The 25240-nt window shown below is 43.6% G+C and carries 23 protein-coding genes and 1 pseudogene; 23 read left to right on the top strand and 1 reads right to left on the bottom strand.

What is annotated here, in order from left to right:
• Window position 1 precedes the first annotated feature (1 nt).
• The 14 genes and pseudogenes from DXA66_RS00940 (at window position 2) to DXA66_RS14485 (ending at window position 13896) form a co-directional block, all read left to right on the top strand.
• Window positions 2-1201, top strand: a complete 1200-nt coding sequence (locus DXA66_RS00940; RefSeq protein WP_118526240.1) for a glycosyltransferase family 4 protein — start codon at window positions 2-4, stop codon at window positions 1199-1201.
• Between the two features lie 10 nt (window positions 1202-1211).
• A complete protein-coding gene (locus DXA66_RS00935; protein ID WP_158576276.1) occupies window positions 1212-2264 on the top strand; it encodes a glycosyltransferase family 4 protein in 1053 nt (350 codons plus the stop codon).
• Between the two features lie 4 nt (window positions 2265-2268).
• Entirely contained in the window at window positions 2269-2724 is a 456-nt protein-coding gene (locus DXA66_RS00930; RefSeq protein ID WP_118526236.1) for a serine O-acetyltransferase, read from the top strand.
• Between the two features lie 49 nt (window positions 2725-2773).
• On the top strand, window positions 2774-3637 hold the full coding sequence (locus tag DXA66_RS00925) for an acyltransferase (RefSeq protein WP_118526234.1): 864 nt from the start codon (window positions 2774-2776) through the stop codon (window positions 3635-3637).
• A gap of 30 nt (window positions 3638-3667) precedes the next feature.
• Complete coding sequence (locus DXA66_RS00920; RefSeq protein ID WP_118526232.1) at window positions 3668-4423, top strand: glycosyltransferase family 2 protein; 756 nt, start codon at window positions 3668-3670, stop codon at window positions 4421-4423.
• Window positions 4424-4428: 5 nt separating this feature from the next.
• Window positions 4429-5340, top strand: coding sequence for a hypothetical protein (locus tag DXA66_RS00915; protein ID WP_118526230.1), 912 nt, complete (start codon window positions 4429-4431; stop codon window positions 5338-5340).
• A 24-nt stretch (window positions 5341-5364) separates the two neighbouring features.
• Window positions 5365-6546, top strand: a complete 1182-nt coding sequence (locus DXA66_RS00910; RefSeq protein ID WP_118526228.1) for an O-antigen ligase — start codon at window positions 5365-5367, stop codon at window positions 6544-6546.
• Window positions 6543-7973, top strand: a complete 1431-nt coding sequence (locus tag DXA66_RS00905; protein WP_118526226.1) for a lipopolysaccharide biosynthesis protein — start codon at window positions 6543-6545, stop codon at window positions 7971-7973. Before DXA66_RS00910 ends, DXA66_RS00905 begins: the two co-directional genes overlap by 4 nt.
• A 27-nt stretch (window positions 7974-8000) precedes the next feature.
• Window positions 8001-8159: an acyltransferase family protein gene (locus tag DXA66_RS14495; RefSeq protein WP_243089005.1), complete on the top strand. Its 159-nt coding sequence runs from the start codon at window positions 8001-8003 to the stop codon at window positions 8157-8159.
• Between the two features lie 289 nt (window positions 8160-8448).
• On the top strand, window positions 8449-9021 hold the full coding sequence (locus DXA66_RS14490; RefSeq protein WP_243089004.1) for a hypothetical protein: 573 nt from the start codon (window positions 8449-8451) through the stop codon (window positions 9019-9021).
• Window positions 9014-10399 carry a phosphoglucosamine mutase gene (gene glmM / locus DXA66_RS00895; RefSeq protein ID WP_118526224.1) on the top strand — a complete coding sequence of 462 codons (1386 nt, stop codon included), beginning with the start codon at window positions 9014-9016 and terminating at the stop codon, window positions 10397-10399. Before DXA66_RS14490 ends, glmM begins: the two co-directional genes overlap by 8 nt.
• A gap of 88 nt (window positions 10400-10487) precedes the next feature.
• A pseudogene (glmS, locus tag DXA66_RS00890) lies at window positions 10488-12226 on the top strand (glutamine--fructose-6-phosphate transaminase (isomerizing)).
• Between the two features lie 107 nt (window positions 12227-12333).
• A complete protein-coding gene (locus DXA66_RS00885) occupies window positions 12334-13053 on the top strand; it encodes a hypothetical protein (protein ID WP_118526222.1) in 720 nt (239 codons plus the stop codon).
• Between the two features lie 81 nt (window positions 13054-13134).
• The gene (locus DXA66_RS14485) at window positions 13135-13896 is read left to right on the top strand and encodes a hypothetical protein (RefSeq protein ID WP_243089003.1); all 762 of its coding nucleotides are present in this window, start codon (window positions 13135-13137) and stop codon (window positions 13894-13896) included.
• A gap of 42 nt (window positions 13897-13938) precedes the next feature.
• Here DXA66_RS14485 and DXA66_RS00875 read toward each other — a convergent pair whose 3' ends face one another.
• Window positions 13939-14766, bottom strand: a complete 828-nt coding sequence (locus tag DXA66_RS00875; RefSeq protein WP_118526220.1) for an alpha/beta fold hydrolase — start codon at window positions 14764-14766, stop codon at window positions 13939-13941.
• Between the two features lie 1001 nt (window positions 14767-15767).
• On the opposite strand from DXA66_RS00875, the gene DXA66_RS00870 reads away from it, so the two are divergent.
• The 9 genes from DXA66_RS00870 (at window position 15768) to DXA66_RS00830 (ending at window position 25230) form a co-directional block, all read left to right on the top strand.
• The gene (locus DXA66_RS00870) at window positions 15768-16142 is read left to right on the top strand and encodes a plasmid mobilization relaxosome protein MobC (protein WP_147365135.1); all 375 of its coding nucleotides are present in this window, start codon (window positions 15768-15770) and stop codon (window positions 16140-16142) included.
• On the top strand, window positions 16114-17775 hold the full coding sequence (locus DXA66_RS00865) for a relaxase/mobilization nuclease domain-containing protein (protein WP_158576275.1): 1662 nt from the start codon (window positions 16114-16116) through the stop codon (window positions 17773-17775). The genes DXA66_RS00870 and DXA66_RS00865 overlap by 29 nt, the downstream gene beginning before the upstream one ends.
• Window positions 17776-17879: 104 nt before the next feature.
• A complete protein-coding gene (locus DXA66_RS00860) occupies window positions 17880-18581 on the top strand; it encodes a replication initiator protein A (protein ID WP_118526214.1) in 702 nt (233 codons plus the stop codon).
• Window positions 18578-19414, top strand: coding sequence for an ATP-binding protein (locus DXA66_RS00855; protein ID WP_118526212.1), 837 nt, complete (start codon window positions 18578-18580; stop codon window positions 19412-19414). Before DXA66_RS00860 ends, DXA66_RS00855 begins: the two co-directional genes overlap by 4 nt.
• 15 nt (window positions 19415-19429) lie before the next feature.
• Window positions 19430-19705: a DUF6870 family protein gene (locus DXA66_RS00850; protein ID WP_118526210.1), complete on the top strand. Its 276-nt coding sequence runs from the start codon at window positions 19430-19432 to the stop codon at window positions 19703-19705.
• A gap of 306 nt (window positions 19706-20011) precedes the next feature.
• Window positions 20012-21613, top strand: coding sequence for a recombinase family protein (locus DXA66_RS00845; RefSeq protein WP_158576273.1), 1602 nt, complete (start codon window positions 20012-20014; stop codon window positions 21611-21613).
• Window positions 21610-23208 carry a recombinase family protein gene (locus DXA66_RS00840; RefSeq protein WP_118526206.1) on the top strand — a complete coding sequence of 533 codons (1599 nt, stop codon included), beginning with the start codon at window positions 21610-21612 and terminating at the stop codon, window positions 23206-23208. Before DXA66_RS00845 ends, DXA66_RS00840 begins: the two co-directional genes overlap by 4 nt.
• Entirely contained in the window at window positions 23208-23612 is a 405-nt protein-coding gene (locus DXA66_RS00835; RefSeq protein WP_118526204.1) for a TnpV protein, read from the top strand. The genes DXA66_RS00840 and DXA66_RS00835 overlap by 1 nt, the downstream gene beginning before the upstream one ends.
• A gap of 7 nt (window positions 23613-23619) precedes the next feature.
• Window positions 23620-25230, top strand: a complete 1611-nt coding sequence (locus DXA66_RS00830) for a recombinase family protein (protein ID WP_147365132.1) — start codon at window positions 23620-23622, stop codon at window positions 25228-25230.
• The last annotated feature ends 10 nt before the right edge of the window (window positions 25231-25240 follow it).

The raw sequence follows: 25240 nt of genomic DNA, 5'->3' as shown, positions 1-25240 counted from the left end.
AATGAATTCTGATAGTAGAAAAGTTCTTATTATTGTCGAAAACCTTCCGGTTCCGTTCGATACTCGTGTGTGGCAGGAAGCAACCACTTTGGCTATGAACGGATATACCGTGTCAGTTATTTGCCCGAAGGGCAAGGGATATACGCAGGAAGAGGAATACCTTCAGGGTGTGCATATTTTCCGGCATGACCTTCCAGCAGAAGGTAATGGTGCAGTGGGATACGCGAAAGAATACCTTACGGCATTGAAGGAAGAATTGCGACTTGCGAAAAAGGTATATAAGGAGATTGGCTTTGACGTAATTCATGGTTGCAATCCGCCGGATGATATTTACATGGTTGCAAAACATTTCAAAAAGTATGGTGTGAAATATGTATTCGACCATCATGATATTTGCCCGGAACTTTTTGAAGCTAAATTTGGAAAAACAAGTGGACTCCTGTATAAGAGTCAGTTGTGGCTGGAAAAGCAGACATATAAGCACTGTACATTTGCTTTCGTAACAAATGAAAGCTATAAGAAAATCGCTATTGAACGCGGAAAGATGAATCCGAACAATGTAATCGTTCTGCGTAGTGGTCCGAAACTTGAACGTATGCGCATTATGCCTCCGGTAGAGAGCATTAAACGCGGATACAAGTATATGGTTGGATACCTCGGCGTTATTGGTCAGCAGGAGGGAATTGAATACTTGTTGGATGCCGCAAAATACATTAAGGAACATGACAATAATGTGTTCTGGGGTATTGTTGGTGGAGGTCCGCATTTGAAAGCATTGAAAAAGCAGGCGCATGATATGGGTTTGGACGACTGTGTGGAATTTACGGGGCGTGCGTCGGATCAGCAAATGCTTGAATATCTAAACACAGCTGATGTTTGTGTCAATAGTGACAAATACAATAGTATGAATGATAAGAGTACTATGAACAAGATTTTGGAATATATGGCACTTGCAAAACCTATTGTTCAGTTCGATTTGACAGAAGGCCGTTATTCTGCGCAGGATGCATCTCTGTATGCAAAAAACAACGATGCTGAGGACATGGCAAAGAAAATTATGGAATTGCTGGATAATCCGGAATTACGCAAGAAGATGGGTGCATATGGTCGTAATAGAGTTGTAAATGAATTGAGCTGGGAACATACGAGCAAAGCCTTACTCGAAGGTTATGAAAAGTTCTTTACCGGAAAATTTGAATGAGGTGGTAGAAATGGAAAAAATACTTCTGATTTCAAATGATGTTTTGCATTATCGCGAAAAAATTTACAATTACTTTTTTGACAAATTTCGGGAAAGAGGATACGACTTTCAAGTTTTAAGTAATAGATTTCAAAATGTGAATTATGATTTGAAGTTTGTGCATTATGAAATTCCATTTTCAGCAAAGCAGTACATTGCGAAAATAAAAGAGATCAAACCTCAATATGTCATTCTATTTCTGCATTTAAAAGATAAGGTGATGCTCCCTATTATCGGATACTGTAAGGTAAACAGAATCCCTGTAATCTACTGGAACCATGGAATTAATATTAAAACCCCAAATGACAAGGTAAAAAATGCTATCTTCCACTTTATTCACAATCAATGTGATGCGTTGATTACATACACACCAGATATGCGAAAATATTTTTCAGAGAAAAACCAGAAAAAGCTTTTTGTGGCCTACAATACTCTGAATTTCACAGATATCGATAAAGAAACAGTGCCTGATAAGGAAATAACTAAGAAGAAGTACGGTATTAGTGAAAATAAGGTGATTCTATATATCTCACGAATGATGCCATATAAGCGAGTTGATCTTCTTATGGATGCGTTTGCAGATTTAGAAGATATCGCCGTTGTTATGGTAGGGCCTGGCTTCTCAAAGGAGCAGCAGAAGAAAGTGGATTCTCACCAAAATTTGTACTATCTTGGAGAAAAGTATGGCTCTGATGTGAATGAAGTATATAAAATGGGCGATGTCTTTAGTACACCCGGTCATATTGGCTTGGCAATGAACGAAGCACTATTCTGGGGACTTCCGGTTGTATTGCTAGAGGGAACACATGCCCCTGAGATTTACTACATGAAGAATGGAACAACTGGTTATCTCGCAAAAGATGAAGAAGACTTCAAGAAGTATATGGTGGATCTTCTTCATGATGAAGAAAGGCTGTCGAAAATGTCGAAAGCTTGCCTTGAAGTCTATGATAAAGAGGTAAGCATCGATCGGATGTTCCAAGGATTTAAAGATGCAATAGAATATTGTAAAAAAGGTGGGTGAAATTATGAATGCATACAAAATGTATAGGGCAGAGCGGTGGTTATATCTGCATCATATTCATCTTCTACCTAAGATTATAAAAGCAATCATATATGTTGTTCATAATTCCTCGATACCATATGAGGCAGAAATAGGTGAAAATTGTAAGTTTTTATATGGCGGAATCGGGTGTGTGATAAGTAAGAAAACTAAAATTGGTGACCATGTAATTATAGGAACAAATGTGTTAACTGGAGGAAGATCCAACAAGGAAGGGCATCCCATTATAGGCAATAATGTGTATGTTGCTACAGGAGCCAAGGTTCTGGGAGATATAACAGTTGGGGACAATGTCATTATAGGCGCAAATGCTGTTGTGATTCATGATGTTCCTAGCAATTGCTCCGTTGGTGGAGTGCCAGCTAAAATACTTAAAGAGAATATTGATGTGACTGAATATTGCAGTTTGGGGAGATACTGATGGACATTGAGTTAAGTAAGGAAGAATCGGACTTCTGTAAGGGTATCGCATTGATTTTTATAACGCTGTCACATTTACCGAGAGTGATGGGGGGGATGCATTAAATCCGCTAGGATATTTTGGCGTTGCAGTTTTTCTTTTTCTATCTGGATATGGCCTAAGAAAATCATATGATAAAGTTGGTCTGAAAGGTTTTTGGGGAAAGAGAATTAAAAGAATAATCCCACCGTTATGTATTATTACCATCGCCATCTCTATTATATGTTATGTGTTAAAAGATAAGCGATTTAATCCTATAGACATTATTCTTGGCTGTGTTGGTCTCAGCAACGTCATAAATCCTGTCACATGGTATATTGGTCTAATGTGGTATTGCTATCTTGTGTACTGGATATGCATGAAAAGAAGAATTAGGTCAGAGTTGATAATCGGTGGAAGTATTTTAGTTTTGAGCGTACTGTTTGGAAACACATCGGTCAATATGTGGGGGTTGAATGCATTTAGTTTTAGTGCTGGTCTCTATGGTGCAGAAAAAGCGAAAAAGACGTATAATAAACAGCGCTTTTTTGAAGCGTCAGTGCTTTTATTTATAGTGAGCTTTGTTCTTTACTATTTTGTTGGCGGTAACAGTAATTGGCTCATAATAAGGAATCCGGTCAAAAGCTTAATTGCATTACTTTTCCTAAATTGCTTTTTTTCATTTGTTGAATTTGGGAAAAAACTAATAGCAAAAGATTTAATGGTTAAAAGGCTTGGAAACATTTCTTATGAAGCATTTATGATTCATGCTGTGTTCATTTGGTATTTTCCAGAATTGTTTTCAACCTTCTCGAAGCCTATAGCATTGATGTTTTTTGTAGCTGTGACATTGGGTTTGAGTGAAATATTACATAGTTTGATGAGTAGACTATAACGATTACATCAAAGAAGGAGAGGAATGTAGATGATTTATTTTGGTATTCCACTTAGAAGTAAGGAAACATCTAATAACTGGGATAAAGTGACTGAATTTTTTAATAGAACATTATGGTCTGTATATAATCAGACAGACCCTGATTTTAGAATTATCGTTGCCTGCCATGATATACCTAAATTGAAGCACGAATTTGATGGTCGGGTGGAATTTATTCAGGTACAAGCACCGATTCCACACACTAAAGAGGAAATGATGCTTGATAAAGGATACAAGGTTCATACGATTGGCATGAGAATCCGAGAGTATGGTGGCGGCTATACGATGATGGTAGATGCAGATGACCTACAAAGCAACCGTATTGCGGAATATGTAAATAAGCATCCAAATGAAAATGGCTTTTTATCTCATAACGGTTATTATTGGCATGTTGGCGACAATTATATAAAAAAAGGCCATAAATTTCCTAATGGGAGTTCAACGATAGTAAAGTATTCTGTTGAAGATTTACCTGATAAATATTATGACAAAATGGTCGCAAGTGTTAACTCGAATCCTCACATTATAAGAAAGAAACACGGAGACATCCCTAAAATCTGTGCTGAGCTTGGCCGACCGCTGCGGCCTCTCCCGTTTATTGCGAGTATTTATGTGCGGGAGACAGGAGATAATCACTCTCTTATGAATAAAGACGAGTCAAAATTTCGGGTCATTGAGCAGAAACTGATGCCTAAAATTTATATAAATGAGAAGGTTAGAAATGAGTTTTCAATCGATTGGATGTGAGTGATATGATAATTGATGATTTTTATAGTCATAGATTTGCGTATGATAAGTCAGAAAAAATATATATATTAAATAACAAAATCAACACATTTGTAGCAAACGCAATAATCCCACGGGTCTTGTCAAGGCATGCTATAAATAGAGGACCGGAACTTCAAGATGTTATTGTTAGTCTGACATCCTATCCACCAAGAATAGAACAGGCCGCCTTATGTATTGACAGTCTGCTCAGACAAACCCGGTCACCTAAAAAGTTGATTTTATGGCTCGCAAGGACTGATTATCCATCAATAGATGAAATACCATATTGTGTAAAGAAATATATAGATGATGGTCTAGAAATTAGATTGTGTGAGGATATTAAATCATATAAAAAAATCTATTATACAGCAAAAGAATACTACGATTACAGAATAGTTACTGCAGATGATGATTTCTTTTATCCATCTACATGGTTAGAGGAATTAGATGACGTGCATAAAAAAAATCCAAATACAATTGTATGCCATAGATCGCACAGGATTATTGAACATGATGGCAATTTGGAAAAATACGGAAAGTGGGATTGGTATTCCAATGGAGTAGTAGGTCCTTCGCACAATCTTCATATTTTGACAGGAGCGGGAGCGATTTTTCCTGCAGGCTTTTTTAAGAAGGATTTTTTTGACATTGATGCGATTAAGAGATTTGCACCGACCACGGATGATATGTGGGTCAAGGTATATGCTCTAAAGCACAATGTGAAAGTTATGAAGGTGCGGCCGGTTTCAAAATCATTAATAGAAGTAAAAGGAAGTCAGAAGGTCTCGCTTATTGCTGTTAATCAGTCTGATGGAAATGATAAGGCATTAAACGATTTACTAAATTTGTTTGATATTGACATACATAGTATATTGGAAGACAATATAGGCCAATGAATAAAGGTTAAGGAAAAACATAGTATGAAATTTACAATTCCATCGCTTAAAATAAAAAAAAATGATTTGTATTTTATAGTGGCGATGAGCGCTTTTATGGAACCGGCGTTATTTACGCAGTTTAAAATAATTGATGCTGTTTTTCTTATATTGAAAGTGGTGTCTGCAATATATGTTCTATATGAATTGATTTGTAGTAAAATTAGTCGCTTCCATATCACCATTGTCTGTTACTTTGGCTCACTAGTTTTATCTACGGCCATAAACGGAGGAGATGTGTTTCAAGCGATTAGAACAGTGACATTCAATATGTTGCCCTGCTTATTTCTTGACTTAATGATCCAAAGAAATAGCACCCGAACTGTTATACTATTAAGAAAAATTTGCGTAGCATACGTTCTCATTAATGCGTTGCTATTAATTATCGTTCCCGATGGGTTTGGAAAGTATATTCCAGGATATAGTATGACGGTGGATTCAAGATTGAATTTTCTGGGAAGAGATAATGCGCTTATTCATTTCTTTATTTTTGCTTTACTTGTTGAATTCTTACGATCACGAAAAAAAGAACAAGCGTATTTAATGACAGCAGTAATGATAACAACCATGCTATATGTATGGTCTGGCACAGGAGTTGTGGTGTGCGTGCTGATAACGGCTTTTGCACTTCTGTTCCAAGGAAAGAGAATTGAGCACTTTTTCAATATTATTGATTTGACGATTGCATATATTGTAATATACTGTGCGATTGTTGTTTTTAGATTACAGAACTTGTTTTCTGGAATTATTGTTGACGTCCTGCACAAAGATATCACATTTACAGGTAGAACATCACTCTGGGATATGGCAATGTGGTATATTCAGAAAAAACCATATATAGGATATGGTATTACTGCAAAATTCTTAACGATGAAAAGTGGAATTAGTTATTCACCTCACAATTTGGTGTTGCAAATTGTGTTGGCTGGTGGCTTTTTATCATTATTATGTTTTGTTATTATGTACATTGCTTCCGTAAAGAAGATCTCAAAAAGAAAATACGTATATTCCAGCTTGCTTGCTGTCTCAATTTTTTGTTATTTGGTTGCATCGCTGACTGAATCAACAATGAATACACAATATTTTTATTTAATTCTCGTTTTAGCCTATAATATTGATATTATTGAAAAACAAAAATTTCAAATATGTGAGGAAAACAAAACGTGAAGCTGATTAAAACATTTGTAAAATATGCAACAGGATCGATGTTTGCACTGTTAGCAGGATTAATTACAACACCAATTCTAACTAGATTGATTTCCACCGAGGAAATGGGAAAGTATTCGATGTTTATAACGCTTGGCAGTCTATTTGCATCTATACTTTATTTGGGACTGGATCAATCTTATGTGCGCTTCTATAATGATGAGCATAAAGATAGCCAAGTGGCTTTATTGAATAAGTGCTTGAGATATCCAGTGGTTGCTACCGCAATAGTTGCTGCCTTGTTAGTTGTTTTTTATCAAACGCTTTCTAATGTCATTATTGGTCAGGCATCGCTTGCCTTGGTGCTGGTGTTTGATTTTTACCTCTTTGGGTTAGTTCTGGATCGATTTTGGCTTTTGAAGATCAGAATGAATCAGAAAGCAGGAGCTTATTCGATTCTAAACGTCATCCGAAAACTTTCCTATCTTCTTATTGCAGTAATCTTGTACTTTACATTGTGCGGTGACACATGTTGGAGCTTGATCATAGCAGTATCATTGGCAGAGGTGGTTTTGGTTTTAGGGTGTAGATTTTCAGAACGTGGTAATTGGAGAAGCACCTTAAATAATACTGTTACAAAGACAACAGATTTGTTTAGATATGGATTCCCCTTTATATTTTCTACAACAGTTACTTTGGTTTTTCATTCAACAGATAAGTTGATGTTGAATGCAATGACAGATTACAATCAGGTGGGTTTGTATTCGGGAGCACAGAATATTGTAAATCTTTTGACTCAGGTTCAAACTGTATTTACAACTTTTTGGATGCCAGTTGCGTTTGAACATTATGCAAAAAAGGCAGACGACAAAGAATTCTTTGTTAAGATAAACAAGATTGTATCTTATGGGATGCTTTTAATTGCGATTTTACTTTTATGTACAAAGGATATCGTCGTGTTATTTTTGGGAAAAAAGTACAGAGACGCTGTATATGTATTTCCTTTTCTTGCATTTATGCCAATTATGTATACAGTATCGGAATCAACCGTAATGGGAATTAATTTCATGAAGAAATCTTCCTATCATGTTTGGATTTCTTTGATTTCAGCTGTAACAAATGTTATTGGAAATTATTTTTTAATTAAAAGTTTTGGTGCAAAAGGCGCGGCAATTTCAACAGGCTTGTCATATATAGTCTTTTTCATTGCCAGAACTGTTTTGGCAAACAAGGTTTACAAAATCAATTTTGCTTTGGGACGTTTTTTTGTTTCAATAGTTGTGGTTTATTTTCTTGCAATTATGGCAAGTTTTATGAATGTTACTCCTTTGTTCTTGTCAGTCGCAATAATTACGACAATAGTTGTCTCTTTTCTTTATCGTGATATTTTAAAGGAAAGCATGAGCTATGTAAGGAAAGAAATTACGGCATTGGCAAAGAAAAGATAATAGTTCACTTGATTTAGAGAGGAAATTATGGGATGTAAACCTGTGAGAAACAAAGAGATTGATTGTTTGCGAGGGATTTTGATTTTGTTTGTGGTTATTGGACATAGCGAATCCGGAAAGTTGCACGATATTATCTTTTTGTTTCATATGCCACTATTCTTTATCCTTTCCGGTTATTTAATTTAGAAAAGAAAAATAGTGGAAAGGGACTATTTAAAAGCGAAATGTTTTGGATTGCTAATACCGTACCTTACATATATGGTTATAGATTTTGTCCTGATTCGTAGGGAAATTTCAGCAGAGATAGTATTCAGGATGCTTTATGGAGGAAGAGCGATTTCAGGGGTGTATTGGTATATAACCTGTTTTCTCTTCACCCTGTTTGCACTTGGCTTTCTAATAAATCATTGTTCGGAAAAGACGGTAAAACGGCTGATTTTAGCGGGGGGGTATAGCGGTAATAGAGTCCCATCTTGTGGATACGATTCATTTGCTTCAATCTCCCGGCATCCCGTGGAATCTTGATGTAGCATTGATAGCTTTGGTATATGTTGGAATCGGGTATTTCCATAAGGATAAAATCAAGAAATTGTTGGAGGCTGAGGCGGTAAGGATTGACGTAGTGGCAGGAATAATTGCAGTCCTCATGGGCATTTTCTGCTGGGTTAATTATCGAGACGTTAGTCCTTTTTATTACTTTGACATGAAGCCCGTATATTATAGAGAATTGATTTGTGCCGTTCCGATTCCATGTGCCTTCGACTTTGTGTTAGTAAGGACTGTTCACTGGCTGTTCAATACAGCTGCGCTAGGTGGATTTTTGGATTTTGTTGCATTGTGTGGAAGAGCAACAATTCCAATCATGTTTATGCACATTCCGTCTAATCACTGGCAAAGTGAATTTAACTATGGAAAACTGATATATGTCGTGATTGGCGTAGGGATACCAGTACTTTTCACACTTCTATTTAACCGAGTTCAATTAATGCGATCAGTATTTGGAATACCTAATTTAAAAGAAATTAAGGGGAAAAATAAAAATGTCTAAATACTTTGGAACAGACGGCTTCCGTGGAGAAGCCGGAATTACTTTAACCGCCGACCACGCCTACAAAGTAGGTCGTTTCCTCGGCTGGTACTATAATGCTCTCCGTGAGCGCAACGGAGATAATGAGCCTGCCCGTATCGTCATTGGTAAGGATACGCGCCGCAGCTCCTATATGTTTGAATACAGTTTGGTGGCTGGTCTGACTGCTTCTGGCGCGGATGCCTATCTGCTCCATGTTACCACCACTCCGTCTGTGGCCTACATCGCCCGTGTGGATGACTTTGATTGCGGCATCATGATCTCTGCAAGCCATAATCCATATTACGACAACGGCATCAAGCTGATCGACTGCTACGGCGAGAAAATGCCGGAGGAGACTCTGCTGCTGGTAGAGGACTACATCGATGGCAAGCTCCACGTCTTTGATAAGGATTGGCCGGAGCTGCCTTTCGCTCATCGGGAACACATTGGCTGCACTGTGGACTATGTGGCTGGTCGCAACCGCTACATGGGCTACCTGATCTCTCTGGGCATCTACTCTTTCAAGGGCGTGAAGGTCGGTTTGGATTGCGCCAACGGTGCAAGCTGGAACATTGCCAAGTCTGTGTTCGATGCTCTGGGCGCAGACACCTACGTCATCAACAACAAGCCGAACGGTCTGAATATCAACAACAATGCAGGTTCTACGCATATTGAGGGCTTGCAGAAGTTCGTGGTAGAGAACGGGCTGGACGTCGGCTTTGCCTTTGACGGCGATGCTGACCGTTGCCTGTGTGTGGACGAGAAGGGCAATGTGATCACCGGCGACCATATCCTGTATATCTACGGCTGCTACATGAAAGAGCGTGGTAAACTGCTGACCAACACTGTTGTTACTACCGTTATGTCCAACTTTGGTCTGTACAAGGCATTCGATGAACAAGGCATTGGCTACGCCAAGACCGCTGTTGGTGATAAGTATGTCTACGAGTACATGGCTAAGAATGGCTGCCGTATCGGTGGCGAGCAGAGCGGCCATATCATTTTCAGCAAGTACGCCAGCACTGGTGACGGCATCTTGACGAGCCTGAAGATGATGGAAGTTATGCTGGCTAAGAAGAAGCCGATGAGTGAGTTGGCGACACCACTGAAAATCTATCCGCAGGTGTTGGAAAATGTCCGTGTGACGGACAAGAAAGCAGCACAGAATGATCCGGCTGTACAGAAAGCTGTGAATATAGTTGCTGAGGCACTGGGCGATACTGGCCGTATTCTGGTGCGTGAATCCGGTACAGAGCCTGTTGTGCGTGTTATGGTGGAAGCACCTGACCATGATACCTGCCAGAAGTATGTGGATGACGTAGTCCATGTGATCTGTGAAAAGGGATATAAGGCATGAAGTCGAAGATGACTCTTGGAGATGAATTCGGAGTCATTTTCCGTAATAGAGGGTAAGTATAAGAAGAGAAAACCGGGAGGGATAAATAATGTGTGGAATCGTTGGTTTTACAGGAAACCGACAGGCAGCACCAATCCTGTTGGATGGTCTGTCGAAATTGGAATATAGAGGATATGATTCAGCTGGACTGGCTGTTCGTGATGGCGAGGCTTTGGCACAGGTCGTCAGGGCAAAAGGCCGTCTGTCCAACCTGATCGAGAAAACAGATGCTGGTAATGCTCTGAAAGGAACCTGTGGTATTGGTCATACACGTTGGGCAACACATGGTGAGCCGAGCCAGACCAATGCACATCCTCATGTGTCTGGCAACTGCAACCGTTCTGGTTCTGGGGCAGTAGAATCAGAAGTAGTCGGCGTTCATAATGGTATCATTGAAAACTATACCGAGCTGAAGGAAAAGCTGCTGAAACATGGCTATACCTTCTACAGCCAGACGGATACTGAAGTGGTCATCAAGCTGGTAGACTACTATTATAGAAAGTATAATCTGGGACCCATCGATGCTATTGCCAAAACGATGGTGCGTGTCCTTTGAAATACACTCGCAACGTGTATTATATTGGAAACCTTGAGTTTGCTAGGCTTGTTCCGGGTGAGGCTCATTTTTATAATCTTGATGGTGATGAAATCGAGAAGCAGACCACCGAGATTAAGTGGGATGCAGAAGCGGCTGAAAAGGGCGGCTTTGAGCATTTTATGATGAAAGAGATCCACGAACAGCCCAAAGCTGTCCAAGATACTCTTAATTCCGTAATCAAGAACGGTACTATCGACCTGTCCAGCGTGGAGATCACTGAGGACGAGATCAAGAACTTCGAGCAGATTTATATCGTAGCCTGTGGCTCTGCATGGCACGTTGGCATGGCGGCACAGTATGTTCTGGAAGACATGGCAGATATCCCGGTGCGCGTGGAATTGGCATCTGAGTTCCGCTATCGGAAGATGCCGGTCAATCAGAAGGCTCTCGTAATCGTTGTCAGCCAGTCTGATGAAACCGCAGATACGCTGGTTGCGCTTCGCCTCGCAAAAGAAAAGGGCATCACAACGCTGGCCGTTGTCAACGTGGTCGGCAACAGCATTGCCCGTGAAGCAGACAAGGTATTCTACACCCTTGCTGGCCCGGAAATCTCGGTTGCTACGACAAAAGCATATAGCGCACAGTTGGCAGCGACGTACTGCTTGGCAGTTCAGTTTGCTAAGATCAGAGAAAAAATCACAGAAGAGCAATACAGCTACTATATTTCTGAAATGCTGACTATTCCGGGAAAGATGCAAAAGATTCTGGAAGATAAAGAGCGAATCCAGTGGTTCGCGGCAAAGTACGCAAATGCGCACGATGTGTTCTTCGTGGGTCGTGGCATTGACTATGCAGTTTGCCTGGAAGGAAGCTTGAAGCTGAAAGAAGTCAGCTACATCCACTCTGAGGCATACGCTGGGGGTGAGTTGAAGCACGGCACGATTAGCCTGATCGAGCAGGGAACATTGGTTATTGGTGTGCTGACACAGAGTGAACTGTATGAAAAGACTATCAGCAATATGTTGGAATGCAAGAGTCGTGGCGCATACTTGATGGGTTTGACCACTTACGGAAAATATGAAACTGAGGATCAGGTGAACTTTACGGTTTATGTACCGAAAGTAGACGAGCACTTTGTTGGCAGTCTGGCTGTGATTCCGCTCCAGCTGCTGGGCTACTATGTGTCTGTTGCCAAGGGTCTGGACGTAGATAAGCCGAGAAACCTGGCAAAGAGTGTTACGGTGGAATAAGTATGTCTAGAGATACGTTCCTGCAAGGGTGACAGGATTCTTGATTTGTGGTATACTTAAATTATTGCAAATCATCATATTGGTAATTTAGTGGGAGGTGAGTAGAGATGAAAATTTTGATAGATGACGTAAAATTGAATCTTCTTTTAGAAACTAAAAAGAACTTCATCGGAAAAAATGTGGCTTGGGACAGTTTCCTCTCTGCATTTTCATTTCTCATCTCTGTTCTGTTGGCATCATACAGGGATTTCTTTGGTTTGCCTGGAATCGCTCTAAAGACAGTATTTGTTGTTCTTGGAGTGGGCTTTACATTCAAAAGCCTAGCAGATATTCACGACAGCAGTAAAAATAATTATTCATATAGCGATTTACTATCAGATATTAACAAACTGAATGAAATCACACACAATCATTCGATTGTTATCATTAAAGATACGTTTAATAGATACCCGAACCGATTGCTAGTATATGATGATACGAGATGGAATTGCAAATTCTTCTTGAACTATAAAGAAAATCCCAATAATGAGAGTTTTATAAAACAACACATTTCACAAGAACTGAAAATAGAGACGTTTGATATTACTCTTGACTGTCTCGGCCAACAAATTCACGAGAAATTTTCTGAAAGCACACATGAAGAAAAAGTTTATTCGCACAGATTTTATTTGGCTAAGATTAGTAAATTTCCAGATATGATGCTACAGGATTCGTTTGAATGTGATGGAAAGCAATACTATTGGATGACTGTGCCAGAACTGGAGCAAGATGAGAATGTGCAGAAGAAAAATAATGATATTCTAGGATATGTGAAGGAACTCGTTTGAGTCCTAGATGCCGTGTGAACTTCAGAAGTTCACACGGCATCTTTTGAGACCACTATATAGTTTGTGACGGAAATAAGAAACATGAAGAATACAAGAAGACCCGGTGGCGGACGGAAACCAGCAAAGCCAGAGTATAGCAAAGAGAAGAATCTGAAAGAACAGCTGAATGCAGCGGTTGAACTTTATAAAAAGGGCATGAGCTTAAAAGCTATCGGAGATGAACTGTTGCTCAATCCCATCAAGGTGCGCAAGCTCCTGATTACAGCAGAGGTTTATAAGTCAGAGATAGCGGAGAAGGTGAAAAGTACTTTTGATGAATACAGAGAGACGCAAGATTATAAAACTGCACTCTTCTCTACGGCTACTACTTTCCAACTTTCCAGAGCATCTGTCACTTCATATCTGCTGTATGAAAAAGGTGTTTACTTCCCGCCAGAGGAAAAGGACAAAATCAGTGTGGGTGCAGAGCGGCAGCGAAGATACAGAGCGGTGAAGCTGCTGCGGAAAGAACGGACAGAGGAAAAACTCTGGAATGCTGTTGTGATATATGGCGGTGTGAAGTTCTGGACATTCTCCGGGCTACCTTTTACTTACGAACTGCGTAAGGGAAGAAGCGGCGAATTTACAAGAGAACTGTGGATCGACCGCAGAGAGCATAGTAAAAGTCTGGCGTGGAGTTCGGTGCTGCTTGCATTTGAAAAGGTAAAAGACGGGAAGATTAAAGTAGAGCGACCTAAAGATTTGGGTGACATCCGGGGAGTGACATACATTTACAGTTTGTTTCTAAGGTTTGGACTTATTGAGGCAGCGAAAAATGATAAATCTCAGAAGTCTGAGAAATAAAAATACCGCCTGTGGATAATGAACCACAGACGGAGAAAAATATTACAGCTTATTTAGGAAATCTTCCAATACGCCATTCCACTTTTTAGGATATTCGTAGAACATCAGGTGGCCACCCATGACGTAGGTATTATAGCCGGGAAGCTGTGTTTCTACGAAAGGCTTTGCAATGTCCTGCCAGTGTTCTGCAATGAACATCAGGCTGGGCAGAGTTGCACCGACATCTTTTGCGATTTCAAGATAGTTGGAGAACACAGCGTCGCAGAACAGCTGACGGCAGATCCAGTATGGTGTGCGGCCGGAAATATCCAGCAGATACTCCAGCTCATCAGGCTCCATCTTATGCTGGATCATAACGCCGGTCGCATACTCGCTAAAGAACTCACGGCATCCCTGAGAAGAGGTCAGCACCTGCGTGGCGACCTGAGACAGCTCTTCAATCGTGCCCTCAGTCCACCACTTCGGGTCAGGGGAGAGCGGGAGCGGAGACATATCGATAGTCACAACGCCACGCAGCTTGTCTTTGCCGAACTGCTGCACGTAGCTCCATGTGTCAAGGTTGCCCGTGCTCCAGCCAATCAGGACAATATCTTTGAGACCCAATGCATCAATCAGACCTGCTACATCGCGGCCGTGAGTCAGGTAGTCGTTGCCATCCACGGTTTTGGCAGAATAGCCTTGGCCGCGAGGATCGATAGCAATGACACGATATTCAGAGGAGAAATACTCCAGTTGGTTCTTGAAAATCTCACCAGAGAAGGTCAGGCCAGGAATGAAGATCAACGGTTTACCTTCGCCTTTTTCCAAGATGTGTAACTCCACACCGGGGGCTACAGTGACATACTTGCTTTCAATACGATCTTTTGCCATGAGAAAACCTCCCAACAAAACCTATAAATCGAATTGGCTTGTCTGAATTATATATCTGGAAAAAGAGAAAAGCAATAGCTTGATAGAAACTGCACTGCTGTAATCTACAAAAATTTTCAGTGCATGAATATCAGTAACAGTTACACAATGTTAAAATAGCAATATGTCTACGATGAGCAGGCGCAACACCTGTCTGCCGCAGTATTTTTACTTTATAAGACATCTCTATGGATGACGGTAAGGTTCGATTTTGAACTTTGCCGTTTTTCTTTTTATTTAAAATTATAAATTTTTTCAGAACTGTATTCCAAAACAGCTCTGCGGATTCCTATTAGTGTAGGGGCTTTCAAAATCTTTTGTGAAACGGCTTTCCTCTAGTTTTATGAGTGGAAAATAAACAAAATCTATGTTCTAAAATTAGGTAGTTCAACAAAATTTGAAAAACTGGTTGCCAAAAATCCATTTTAGATTGTTATAGGTAGAGGGGAACGTTGGAAAAATGAATTTTCTTTGAACTTTTAAAAGACCCGGTTTAAAAACACCCCTTAAAGTTTGTATAGGGTATAGGAAGTATTTTCAAAAGTAAGCCAATTCGCTACGGCATCACTTCTGAAAATCCCTAATTCCTTACAAAGTCACATCGCACCTTGAAAATCGCATGAGCCACCCCAGCAGGATACCTCCGGCATTGAACGTGCATTCTGCGCGTCTTACAGGAAAATACGCCGGAGAAAATCGGGCAGGAACGGGCTGGGACAGAGTGGACGGTAGTTAAGAGCAAGATTCGCCTTTGTATACGAAACCGCTCCTGTGGGCGGTTTCTCCACGGCGGCATCTTGATGGGGATTGCGCTCCCCATACCCTCACATCGCGCAAAATCACATGATTTTGCCTGTTGGTGGCCTGCTGCAGCAGGTCACAGCCGGAGTGCAGATGCACTGCCGGGAAAATCAAATTTTTGATTTTGGAAAGGAGACCCCATGCCAAGAACGAGGAAAAAAGTGAAATCTATCGTAAAGACAAAAGTAATCTCCGCACGAGTTACAGAAGTAGTACATGAACTTTTACACCAGCAGGCCGAAGATGCCGGAATGACTCTTTCTGAATTTGCAGCGCAGATGCTGATGAAAGGCCGCGTGAATATCTCGTATGTGTTCTATGTCCACCCGGACGAGATCGAAGCTATCACACGGGAGTTTGCCGCAATCGGGAACAACCTGAACCAGATCGCAGCGTTCTTCAACAGCGGCGGTATCCAGTCCCGTGCGATACACGAAAACATCAACCATGCGATTGCCTGTATTTTTGAGATGCGGGAACAAGTCGCAGAAATGGCAGGAAAGAACTATGGCAATATTAAAGCACATCGCAAGTAAGAGTTCCAACTATGGTGCTGCACTGGAGTATCTGATTTTCAAGCATGACGAGCTTCGGAAAACTCCGATCCTTGACCAGAACGGAAATCGTATCATGCGAGATGAGTTTTATCTGGACGGCCTGAACTGTGAACCCTATTCTTTCGATGCGGCCTGCCAGCAGTTGAACTGCGAGTACCAGAAAAACAAAAACAAGAATGAAATTAAATCGCACCATTACATCATCAGCTTTGATCCACGAGACAGCACAGAAAATTGCTTGACGGGTAAACTAGCGCAGGAGCTTGGACTGGAATACGCAAAAGCAAATTTTCCGGGGCATCAGGCATTGGTCTGTACGCACATGGACGGGCACAATGGCAGCGGAAACATTCATGTCCATATCGTAATCAACAGTCTGCGAAAACTGGATGTGCCTCAGCAACCCTTTATGGAACGGCCCATTGATAGCAAGGCTGGCTACAAGCACCATGTGACGAACGAGTACCTGAAGCATCTGCAGAAATCCCTTATGGATTTATGCCAACGTGAATTTCTGCATCAGGTCGATTTGCTGTCACCATCCAGAACGGGTGTGACCGAAGCGGAGTACTGGGCACAGCGGCGGCTGGATGAGAAAAAGCAGGAAATCGAAGAGAAAGGATTTACGCCAAACCCGACAAAGTTTCAAACGCAGAAACAGCTTATCCGGGATGCCGTTGCCGCTGCTCGTGAGAAAGCAATCTCGTATGAAGATTTTCAAGACATCCTGCAGGATGAATATGACGTTTTCGTCAAAACACAACGTGGACGTTACAGCTATCTGCCGCCGGAACGGAACAAGTTTATATCGGAGCGTTCCTTGGGGGACAGTTGCAAAAGAGAATGTCTGGAAGGATTCTTCATTCAGAACGCAGAGAGAAATCTACGGTACAAGGAAGACTCCATACTGATCTTTACGACCAGAACCAGACTGCGGCTCGTTGTGGACCTGCAGGAGAATGTTAAGACACAGGAAAATTTGGCCTATGCGCTAAAGGTCAAAATCAGCAATTTGCAGAAAATGGCTGAAACGCTGGTATGGGTACAGGAAAACAATATCAACGACCTGACAGAATTGAACGATCTGTGTAAGACAGCACAGTCCAATGCGCAGGCAGCGTATGAACGGCTGTCACAGGCAGAGGATGAACTGTACAAAACCAATGAGCAGATTCATTATGCGGGGCAGTACCTTTCCACAAAAGAGGTTCAGCAGCAATTTACGAAAGAAATTTTCAAGAAAAAATTCCGTGCAGAGCATTCCAAGGAATTGGATGCCTATGCAGAATCCGTGAAATATTTCCGGGAAGAAAACGATGGAAAGCTGCCATCGCTGAAATCTTTGAAAAAACGGAAAGAAGAACTGACCAAAGAAATCGCGGAGAGGAAAAAGGCTTATGCTCCTCTGAGGGAAGAATCCCGGCGTCTGGAAATTGCATCGGATAATGTGTACGGCATCTTCCGAAAGACCAATGAGATGAAATCCGACCTTGCATGGAAACGCGAGTGGGAGGCCAAAGTCCGCGAAAAGGCAATGCAGGAGCAGGCTCGACAGGAACAGCGCGAGCGTCAACCGAAACGCAAGAAGCGCAGCTATGATATGAGCCTGTAATCAGCAGGGTCTTCCACCCCGCACCCCGGAACCCTGCCGGATACGTAAGCCCGTGCAGGACTTTCCCATTCGGCAGGGACTTTTGAAAACGATTAGGAGGAAGTTTGAGTAAAGAGTACATCAAGGCACAAACCCCACTACCCGCTTATTTCCCTTATCCGAAATTTCTGCTGCAGATGAGCCTTTCCCATACGGCACGATTGACGTATGTTTTGCTGCTGGACCGCATGACCCTTTCGCAGAAGAACGGCTGGGTGGATGTGCATGACCGGGCATATGTGCTCTATCCGTTGGCAGGGCTGGCGGAAGATCTTCAGAGCAGCATTTCCAGTGTCACCCGTGCCCTGCGAGAACTGGAAGCCGCACGGCTGATCGAACGGCGGTCCAATGGCTTTTCCAAGCCAAACCAGATATTTCTCGGCGTTCCCCGGACTGCGCAGAAATGCACAATCGAGATGGCCCAAAATGAGCAGCCGTATTGCTCAAAAGTGAGCAATACGGTTGCGCAAAACTGCACATCGAACCAAATAAATAAGAACAACCTAAGATTGAACCAACTGAATAGAACTAAAGAAGCGTATGGGCGATATCGGAATGTTTTTCTGGAAGATTATTCGGAACTGGAAATGGAAATTGCAGAGTTGGATACTCTGATCGAAGACCTTTCAGCCTATATGCAGTCTACAGGCAGGAAGTACGCAGACCATGCGGCGACCCTGCGTAGCTGGTCAGCACTGAAGAAAAGACAACAGAAACCGGGAGCAGGCATCCCGGACTATACCTACAACAAGGAGGAAAGTTTATGACGGAAACGATCCAGACAGCGATGGACAGGCTTATGACGATCTCTGTGGAACCGCAGGACTATGTTGCAGAAGATGGGCTGCTGTACTGCGGCAGTTGCAAAACTCCCAAGGAAGCGTTCTTTCCGAATGGCAAAAAACTGTTTGGGTGTGACCGCCATCCGGCTGAATGCCGGTGCAGGCAGGCTACAAGGGAAAAGCAAGAGAAAGAAGAACGTGCAAGGCTGCATTACGAGAAAGTGCAGCGGCTGAAGCTGCAGGGCTTTACCGACTGGGCGATGCAGCACTGGACATTTGCAAACGATCACGGGCAAAATCCACAGATGCAGCTGGCACAGCGGTATGTGGCCCACTGGCCGGAAATGCAGGAAAAGAATGTGGGGCTGCTGCTCTGGGGCGGTGTTGGTACAGGCAAGAGTTTTATGGCGGGTTGCATTGCCAATGCCCTGATGGAACAGGAAGTGGCCGTCTGCATGACGAATTTTGCCCGAATCATGAATGAACTGAATAACGCCTTTTCCGGGCCGAATGAAGTCGTGGACAGGCTCTGCGGCTATCCGTTGCTTGTCATTGATGATTTCGGCATGGAGCGCGGCACGGAATATGTGCTGGAGCAGATTTATAACATCATCGACAGTCGTTACCGCAGCCGAAAACCACTGATCGTCACCACGAACCTGACCCTGACGGAGTTGAAGAACCCGCAGGATACCGCCCACGCCCGTATCTATGACCGTCTGCTGGAACTGTGTACACCGATTGCCTGCACAGGTCCCAGTATGAGAAAGGACATAGGACAGGCAAAATTGGATTTGCTGAAAACACTTTTGGCCTGAATGGGAGGTATGCGATTGAAAGAAAACGGCACAATGAATTGGCTGGAGCAGGTCTACCAGATGAAAGATCGGGACATCCGCACGATAGAACAGCATGAACTGCAGGAACTGCCGCAGGATGCAGTGGAACACGGATTGCCGCAGGAGGAAAGGCTGAAAAATCTGCTGGATAAAGTCGGAAATCCTTACTGCTATCTGGACAACGGAATCATTGTGAAGCTGAATTTTGCACCGCGGGAGAGCAGCACGCTGTCTGAACGCATTGGCAGGTGCTTTCAGTCTGCCAGCTGAAAAGGCAGAGAAACTTTCGGCAAGCTGCTGAAAAATCGCGCAGAAAAATTTTGCACTTTAATGCGATAAAGCACTGGACAAAGGATGATGATTCTGGTAAGCTGTTTGTGGGTAAGAAAATAGGAATGTGCCAACTGAGCAGAACTTGCTCGGTGGGCTTTCTACATACAAATGTGGAGCCTTTCACTTCTCTGACGAACAGTATTGCCGATTCGTTAAGGAGGTGGAAGGCTTTTGTTATACCCTGATATGAATTTGCAGAAGAGAACACAGCAAAATACAACCCGATACCGTACAGCCTTGTACTTGCGCTTGTCTCGTGAGGATGGCGATAAGACAGAGAGCGACAGCGTTGCAAACCAGCGCACACTACTGGAAGCCTATGCCGCAGACCACCCGGAACTGTGTATTGTGGATGAGTTTGTGGACGATGGCTACTCTGGCTCAAACTTTGAACGGCCTGCGTTCCAAAACCTGTTCAGGGAACTGGAGCAGGGGACCATCAACTGTGTTCTGGTGAAAGATCTGTCCCGCTTTGGACGAAATTACATTGAAGTGGGACGTTATCTGGAACGCATTTTTCCAGTCATGCGGGTCCGGCTGATTGCTGTGACAGACAACTATGACAGCCAATCTGCGTGGAAGACCAGCGATTCCATCATGGTCCCGATGCGGAATTTGCTCAACGATGCCTACTGCCGGGATATTTCCGTCAAGATCAAGAGCCAGCTTGCAGTTAAGCGCAAGCGCGGCGATTTTGTGGGAAGTTTTGCAACCTATGGATACCAGAAGAACCCCAGCAATCATACCAAACTAATCGTGGACGAACTGGCAGCGGAAACAGTGCAGAACATCTTTCACTGGAAGATCAATGGCATGAGCAATCAGGGCATCGCAAATCGTTTGAATGCGAAAAAGGTACCGTCCCCAGCTGCACGAAAGTTGCAGAGCGGTGCAAAGCTGAGCCTGCATTTCCGCAAGAGCGATGAGCCGCCGTGGTCTGCCAAGGCAGTGGACCGCATTCTGCACAACGAGGTCTATATCGGAAAACTGGTACAGGGAAAGACACGACGACTGGATTATCGCTCCAAAAAGAAATTGAATGTGCCGATGCGGGACTGGGTAATCGTGGACAATACCCATGAAGCAATCATTCCGGCAGAGCAGTTTGAACTGGTGCAGCGGATTCTGGAAACCGAAACACGCAGGCCGAACGATGCCGAAACGGTGGCCCTGTTTGCAGGCTTTCTCTACTGTGGGGACTGCGGCAGCCGGCTGGTACGCAGGTCGGCCAGCTATAAAGGAAAGCGGTACATCTATTATCAGTGCTCCGGCAGCAAACAGAACAAAGGCAGCTGCACGAGCCATAATCTGCGGGATGAAAAACTCCATAACATTGTGCGGAATGCGCTCCAGATGCAGATCCAGATCGTGATGGAGGAAGCAGAGTTTGTAGAAAGCATCCGGCAGGCCCAACAGGAACCCTACCGTGTGCGGCGCATCGAACGGCAGATTCGGCAGCTGACTGCAGAAAAGGCCCATACACAGGGCATTAAGGAAAAATTGTATGGGGATTACGCAGAGGAAATCCTCACACGGGAGGATTTTTTGAACTACAACGAACTGTACAGCAAGCGAATCGAAGAGTATGACCGCAAAATTGAGGAACTGGAGGCGGAACAGCAAAATTTACAGACTGCCCCGAATGCGTATCCATTTCTGGACGTGTACCGTAAGTATCGGAAACTGGAAGAGATCACCCGTCCGATGGTCGTGGAACTGATTGAGAAAATCGAAGTCTATGAGGGCAATCGGGTAGAAATTACGTTCCGATTCCACGATGAAATTGCGGACCTGTTGGAAGAACTGCATCAAAAGCAGATGGGGCAGCGTGAAGTATCTGCATGAAAGGAGAGGCTGGACATATGGCAAGAATAAGCAAGAAGGTAAGTGCGGCGCAGCGGGAAGCGGAGAACGCACCGCACCGTATCTGGAAAACCGCAATTTACGCACGACTGTCCGATTTTGATGATGTACTTCGGGATACGGAATCGCTGGAAGTGCAGATTTCTTATATCAAAGAGTATATCAACCATCGGGATGATCTGATGCTGCTGGATGTGTTTGCGGACAAGCGGTGCACAGGGATGAACTTTGACCGCCCGGAATTTGAACGGTTGCTGAAAGCACTGCAGGAGCGGAAAGTCAACTGCATTGTGGTAAAGGACTTCTCCCGACTGGGTCGTAATTTCGTGGAAACAGGCCAGTATCTGGAACAGGTGTTTCCGCTGTTCGGCGTAAGATTTATAGCCATCAACGATAACTATGACAGCCTGAACAGCCAGAGCCGGGACGGGATGCTGGTGCCGATCAAGAGCATGATCAACGAAATGTACTCGAAAGACCTGTCCCAGAAGATTCAGTCGTGCTTTCGTTCCAAGGAAGCACGGGGAGAAATCTATACCCCTGTTCCATTTGGCTACAAAAAGGATCAGAAGAATCATTTGATTCTGGATGAGGAAGTCAGCGATGTGGTAGTTCGGATTTTTCTCTGGAAGAAATCCGGCATGAAAGAGTACGAGATTGCAAAGAAGCTATCTGCACAGGAAATCCCGACACCTTTTACACGCCGCTGTCAGTTGGGGTATGTGAAAAATACATCACGGGTAAAGGACCCTGCATGGCAGCCGGCTTTCGTGACAAAGGTTCTGGAAAATCCGGTCTACACGGGAACCATGGTGTATAACCGCATCGCCTACGATGAAACGAATCGGAAAATCGGGCAGAATCCACGGGAAAGCTGGCGGATGGTGCCGGACAACCATCCGGCGATTATCAGCTGGGAACTGTTTGATGAAGTTTCCGTGTTGCGGGAAGCTGAGCAAGCGGTCAGGGAGGAACGGAAAACATGGTGCAAACAGCGCAGAAAGAACAATCCGAACATCTTCAAAGGCCGGATATTTTGCAAAGAGTGCGGAGAAAAGCTGGTTTGCCATTGGCAAAGGGATGGCTCGCTGTATTTTTACTGTAAATTTTGCCATGTTTCCATCTCAGAGAAAGACCTCTGGAACGGCATCCATAAGGAACTGTACCAGCGGTTAGAAGAACATAAGTACTTGAAAAAGCTGATGCAGAAGAATTCGGGAAAAAGCAACCTTGAAACAAAGAAAGTTGCATTGAGCCGTGAAATGGAACAGGTGTCGGGCAATATCGTTCGGCTGGAATCGCAGAAGCGCAGCGGCTATGAGCGGTATGTCTTCGGAGAACTTTCAAAAGAGAAATTCTTGGAATTAAAGCAGAACTTGAAAAATGAAATCGTAGAACAAAAACAGGAAAAATCCAAAAAAGAGAAAGAGCTTGCGTTGATTCAAGAAGAATTACGGCAGAAAAAGCAGATCGCAGGAAACACAGAGGTTCTTTTAACGGCAGACAATCTGCAGCAGTATGTAAAGAAAATTGAAGTGGACCGCAGGAAAATTACTCACGCGGAATTTTTACTGTGATGAAAAAGGAGAACAAAGCAATGAAAGAAAAAATCTACGATGCCCGGACTGGGCTGGAATATGTTTTGGTTGATGATTATTACCTGCCAGCCTTGAAGCAGCCACGGACTCGTCCGATTGGCCGCTGGGGAATGCTGCACAAGGCGTACCTGAAACTGCGAAAAACGGCCTATTACCAGAGCTTGCTGCTGAGCGGAAAACTGGATACTGTTTTAGCAAATGTGGAAGAGCAGTCAGCAGAGCGATATGAGGTTTTGATTGAGCAGATGAGCCAGCAGGAGGGCGTTTCGGAAAAACTGAAAGAAGAAAATCAGATGGAGTGGGTATGCCGCATGAGCAATCTGGAAAATCGTGCAGCGGAAATTGTAAAGGCAGAGTTGATTTATCCGTTTGAAGGGCGGTGAGCAGCAGATGATCGGAACCTATTACCGGCTTTCTCTTGCGGACGAGGATGTGGGTGCTGATAAGGCTGAGAGCAACAGCATTCAGGGCCAGCGCGGACTGGTAGAGGGGTACATCATGGCCCGCCCCGAACTGGCAACAGAGCCGCGTCAGGAGTACGTGGACGATGGCTACTCCGGCACATCTACAAGCCGTCCTGCGTTTCAGCGGCTAATTCAAGATGCGCAGGACGGAAAGGTGAAAACGATTATTGTAAAGGACTTTTCCCGGTTTGCCCGTGATTACATTGAGGCAGGCGATTACATGGAGCGTATCTTCCCACTGATGGGCGTTCGCTTCATCTCCGTCAACGATGGGTACGACAGTGGGATGCAGGCCGGAAACGATGTGCGCGGACTGGAAGTAGCCATTAAGAACATCATCAACGCATCCTACAGCCGGGACCTTTCTGCCAAAATCGCAGCAGCAGACCATGTGATGCAGAAAAAAGGAATGTATCTTGGAGGATACCGCCCGTTTGGATTTCTGCCAGACCCGAATGACTGCCATAAGCTGATTCTAGACCCGGTAGCCAGCCAGTATGTACGGTTGATCTTTGAACTGGCATTGCAGGGCAACAGAACGGGCACCATCGCAAAAATCTTGAATGAAATGCAGATTCCGACCCCGGCAGCGTATCACGTAGCGGAAAATCATGTGTACAGTGAGCAGAAAGCATGGGACTTGCAGCGTAGCCATTGGACAAGCGGAACAGTTTACCATATTTTGAAAAATGAGAAGTATAAGGGAACCTATGTGGGCGCGAAATTCATTATGCCTGTTCCCTGTAAGCATCGGGTCCTGCGCGCTCCCTTGGAACAGCAGGTGCGAATTGAAGACAGCCATGCCGCCATCGTGACCCCGGAAGAATTTGAACAGGCACAAAAGGTTATTATGCTGCAGCATGGGAATCATCAGGCCGGGAACTACACAAAACACCAGTATCCCTTGAAAGGCAAGGTCTACTGCGGCTACTGTCAGAAACTGATGAAATATCGTGTTCTCAAGAAGCTTGGCCCCTCGTTTAACTGCAGATTTTCGGCCACTGCGGTGGACAGTCCCTGCAAGCAAATCCCAATCTCTGAGAAAGTACTGGAAGAGATTATCCGAAATGCGCTGACAGCGCAGATAAAACAGGCGGAGCATGTACTGGAAATCCTGCACGAACGGGAACGCAAAGCGTTGATTTGCTTTTCCGCACTGGAACGGCAGGAAGAAAAGCTGAGTGCGGAAAAGGCAGAGATCGTAAAACAGCGCGTTGCACTGTATGAGCAGTATGCTGATGGAAACATGAGTAAGGAAGAGTTCATCCGGCAGAGAGATGCCTACAGAGCGCAGGAAGATGAAAGAATGGAGCAGATTCAAAGGCTGCGTACTGAGAAAAATCAAATTTTCCAGCCTGTGAAGAAGGATGCTGATAATTTGCAAGCCGTGATGGATACCGTGGGAAAAGCAGGCGATGTGATGCACTTATCGCAGAATGTGGTGGAAACCTTTATTGATCGCATCGAGGTTTTCAATGATGAGCGCGTGAAAATTCGTTTTCCATTTGAAGATGTGCTGGCAGGCTATGCTGAATGAACCGTAGCCA

Origin of the sequence: Faecalibacterium sp. OF03-6AC (assembly GCF_003478175.1) — a bacterium.
In the GTDB taxonomy this organism is placed as follows: domain Bacteria; phylum Bacillota; class Clostridia; order Oscillospirales; family Ruminococcaceae; genus Faecalibacterium; species Faecalibacterium taiwanense.
Note: the sequence above shows the minus strand (reverse complement) of the source record. Positions and strands in the feature narration are given on the sequence as shown.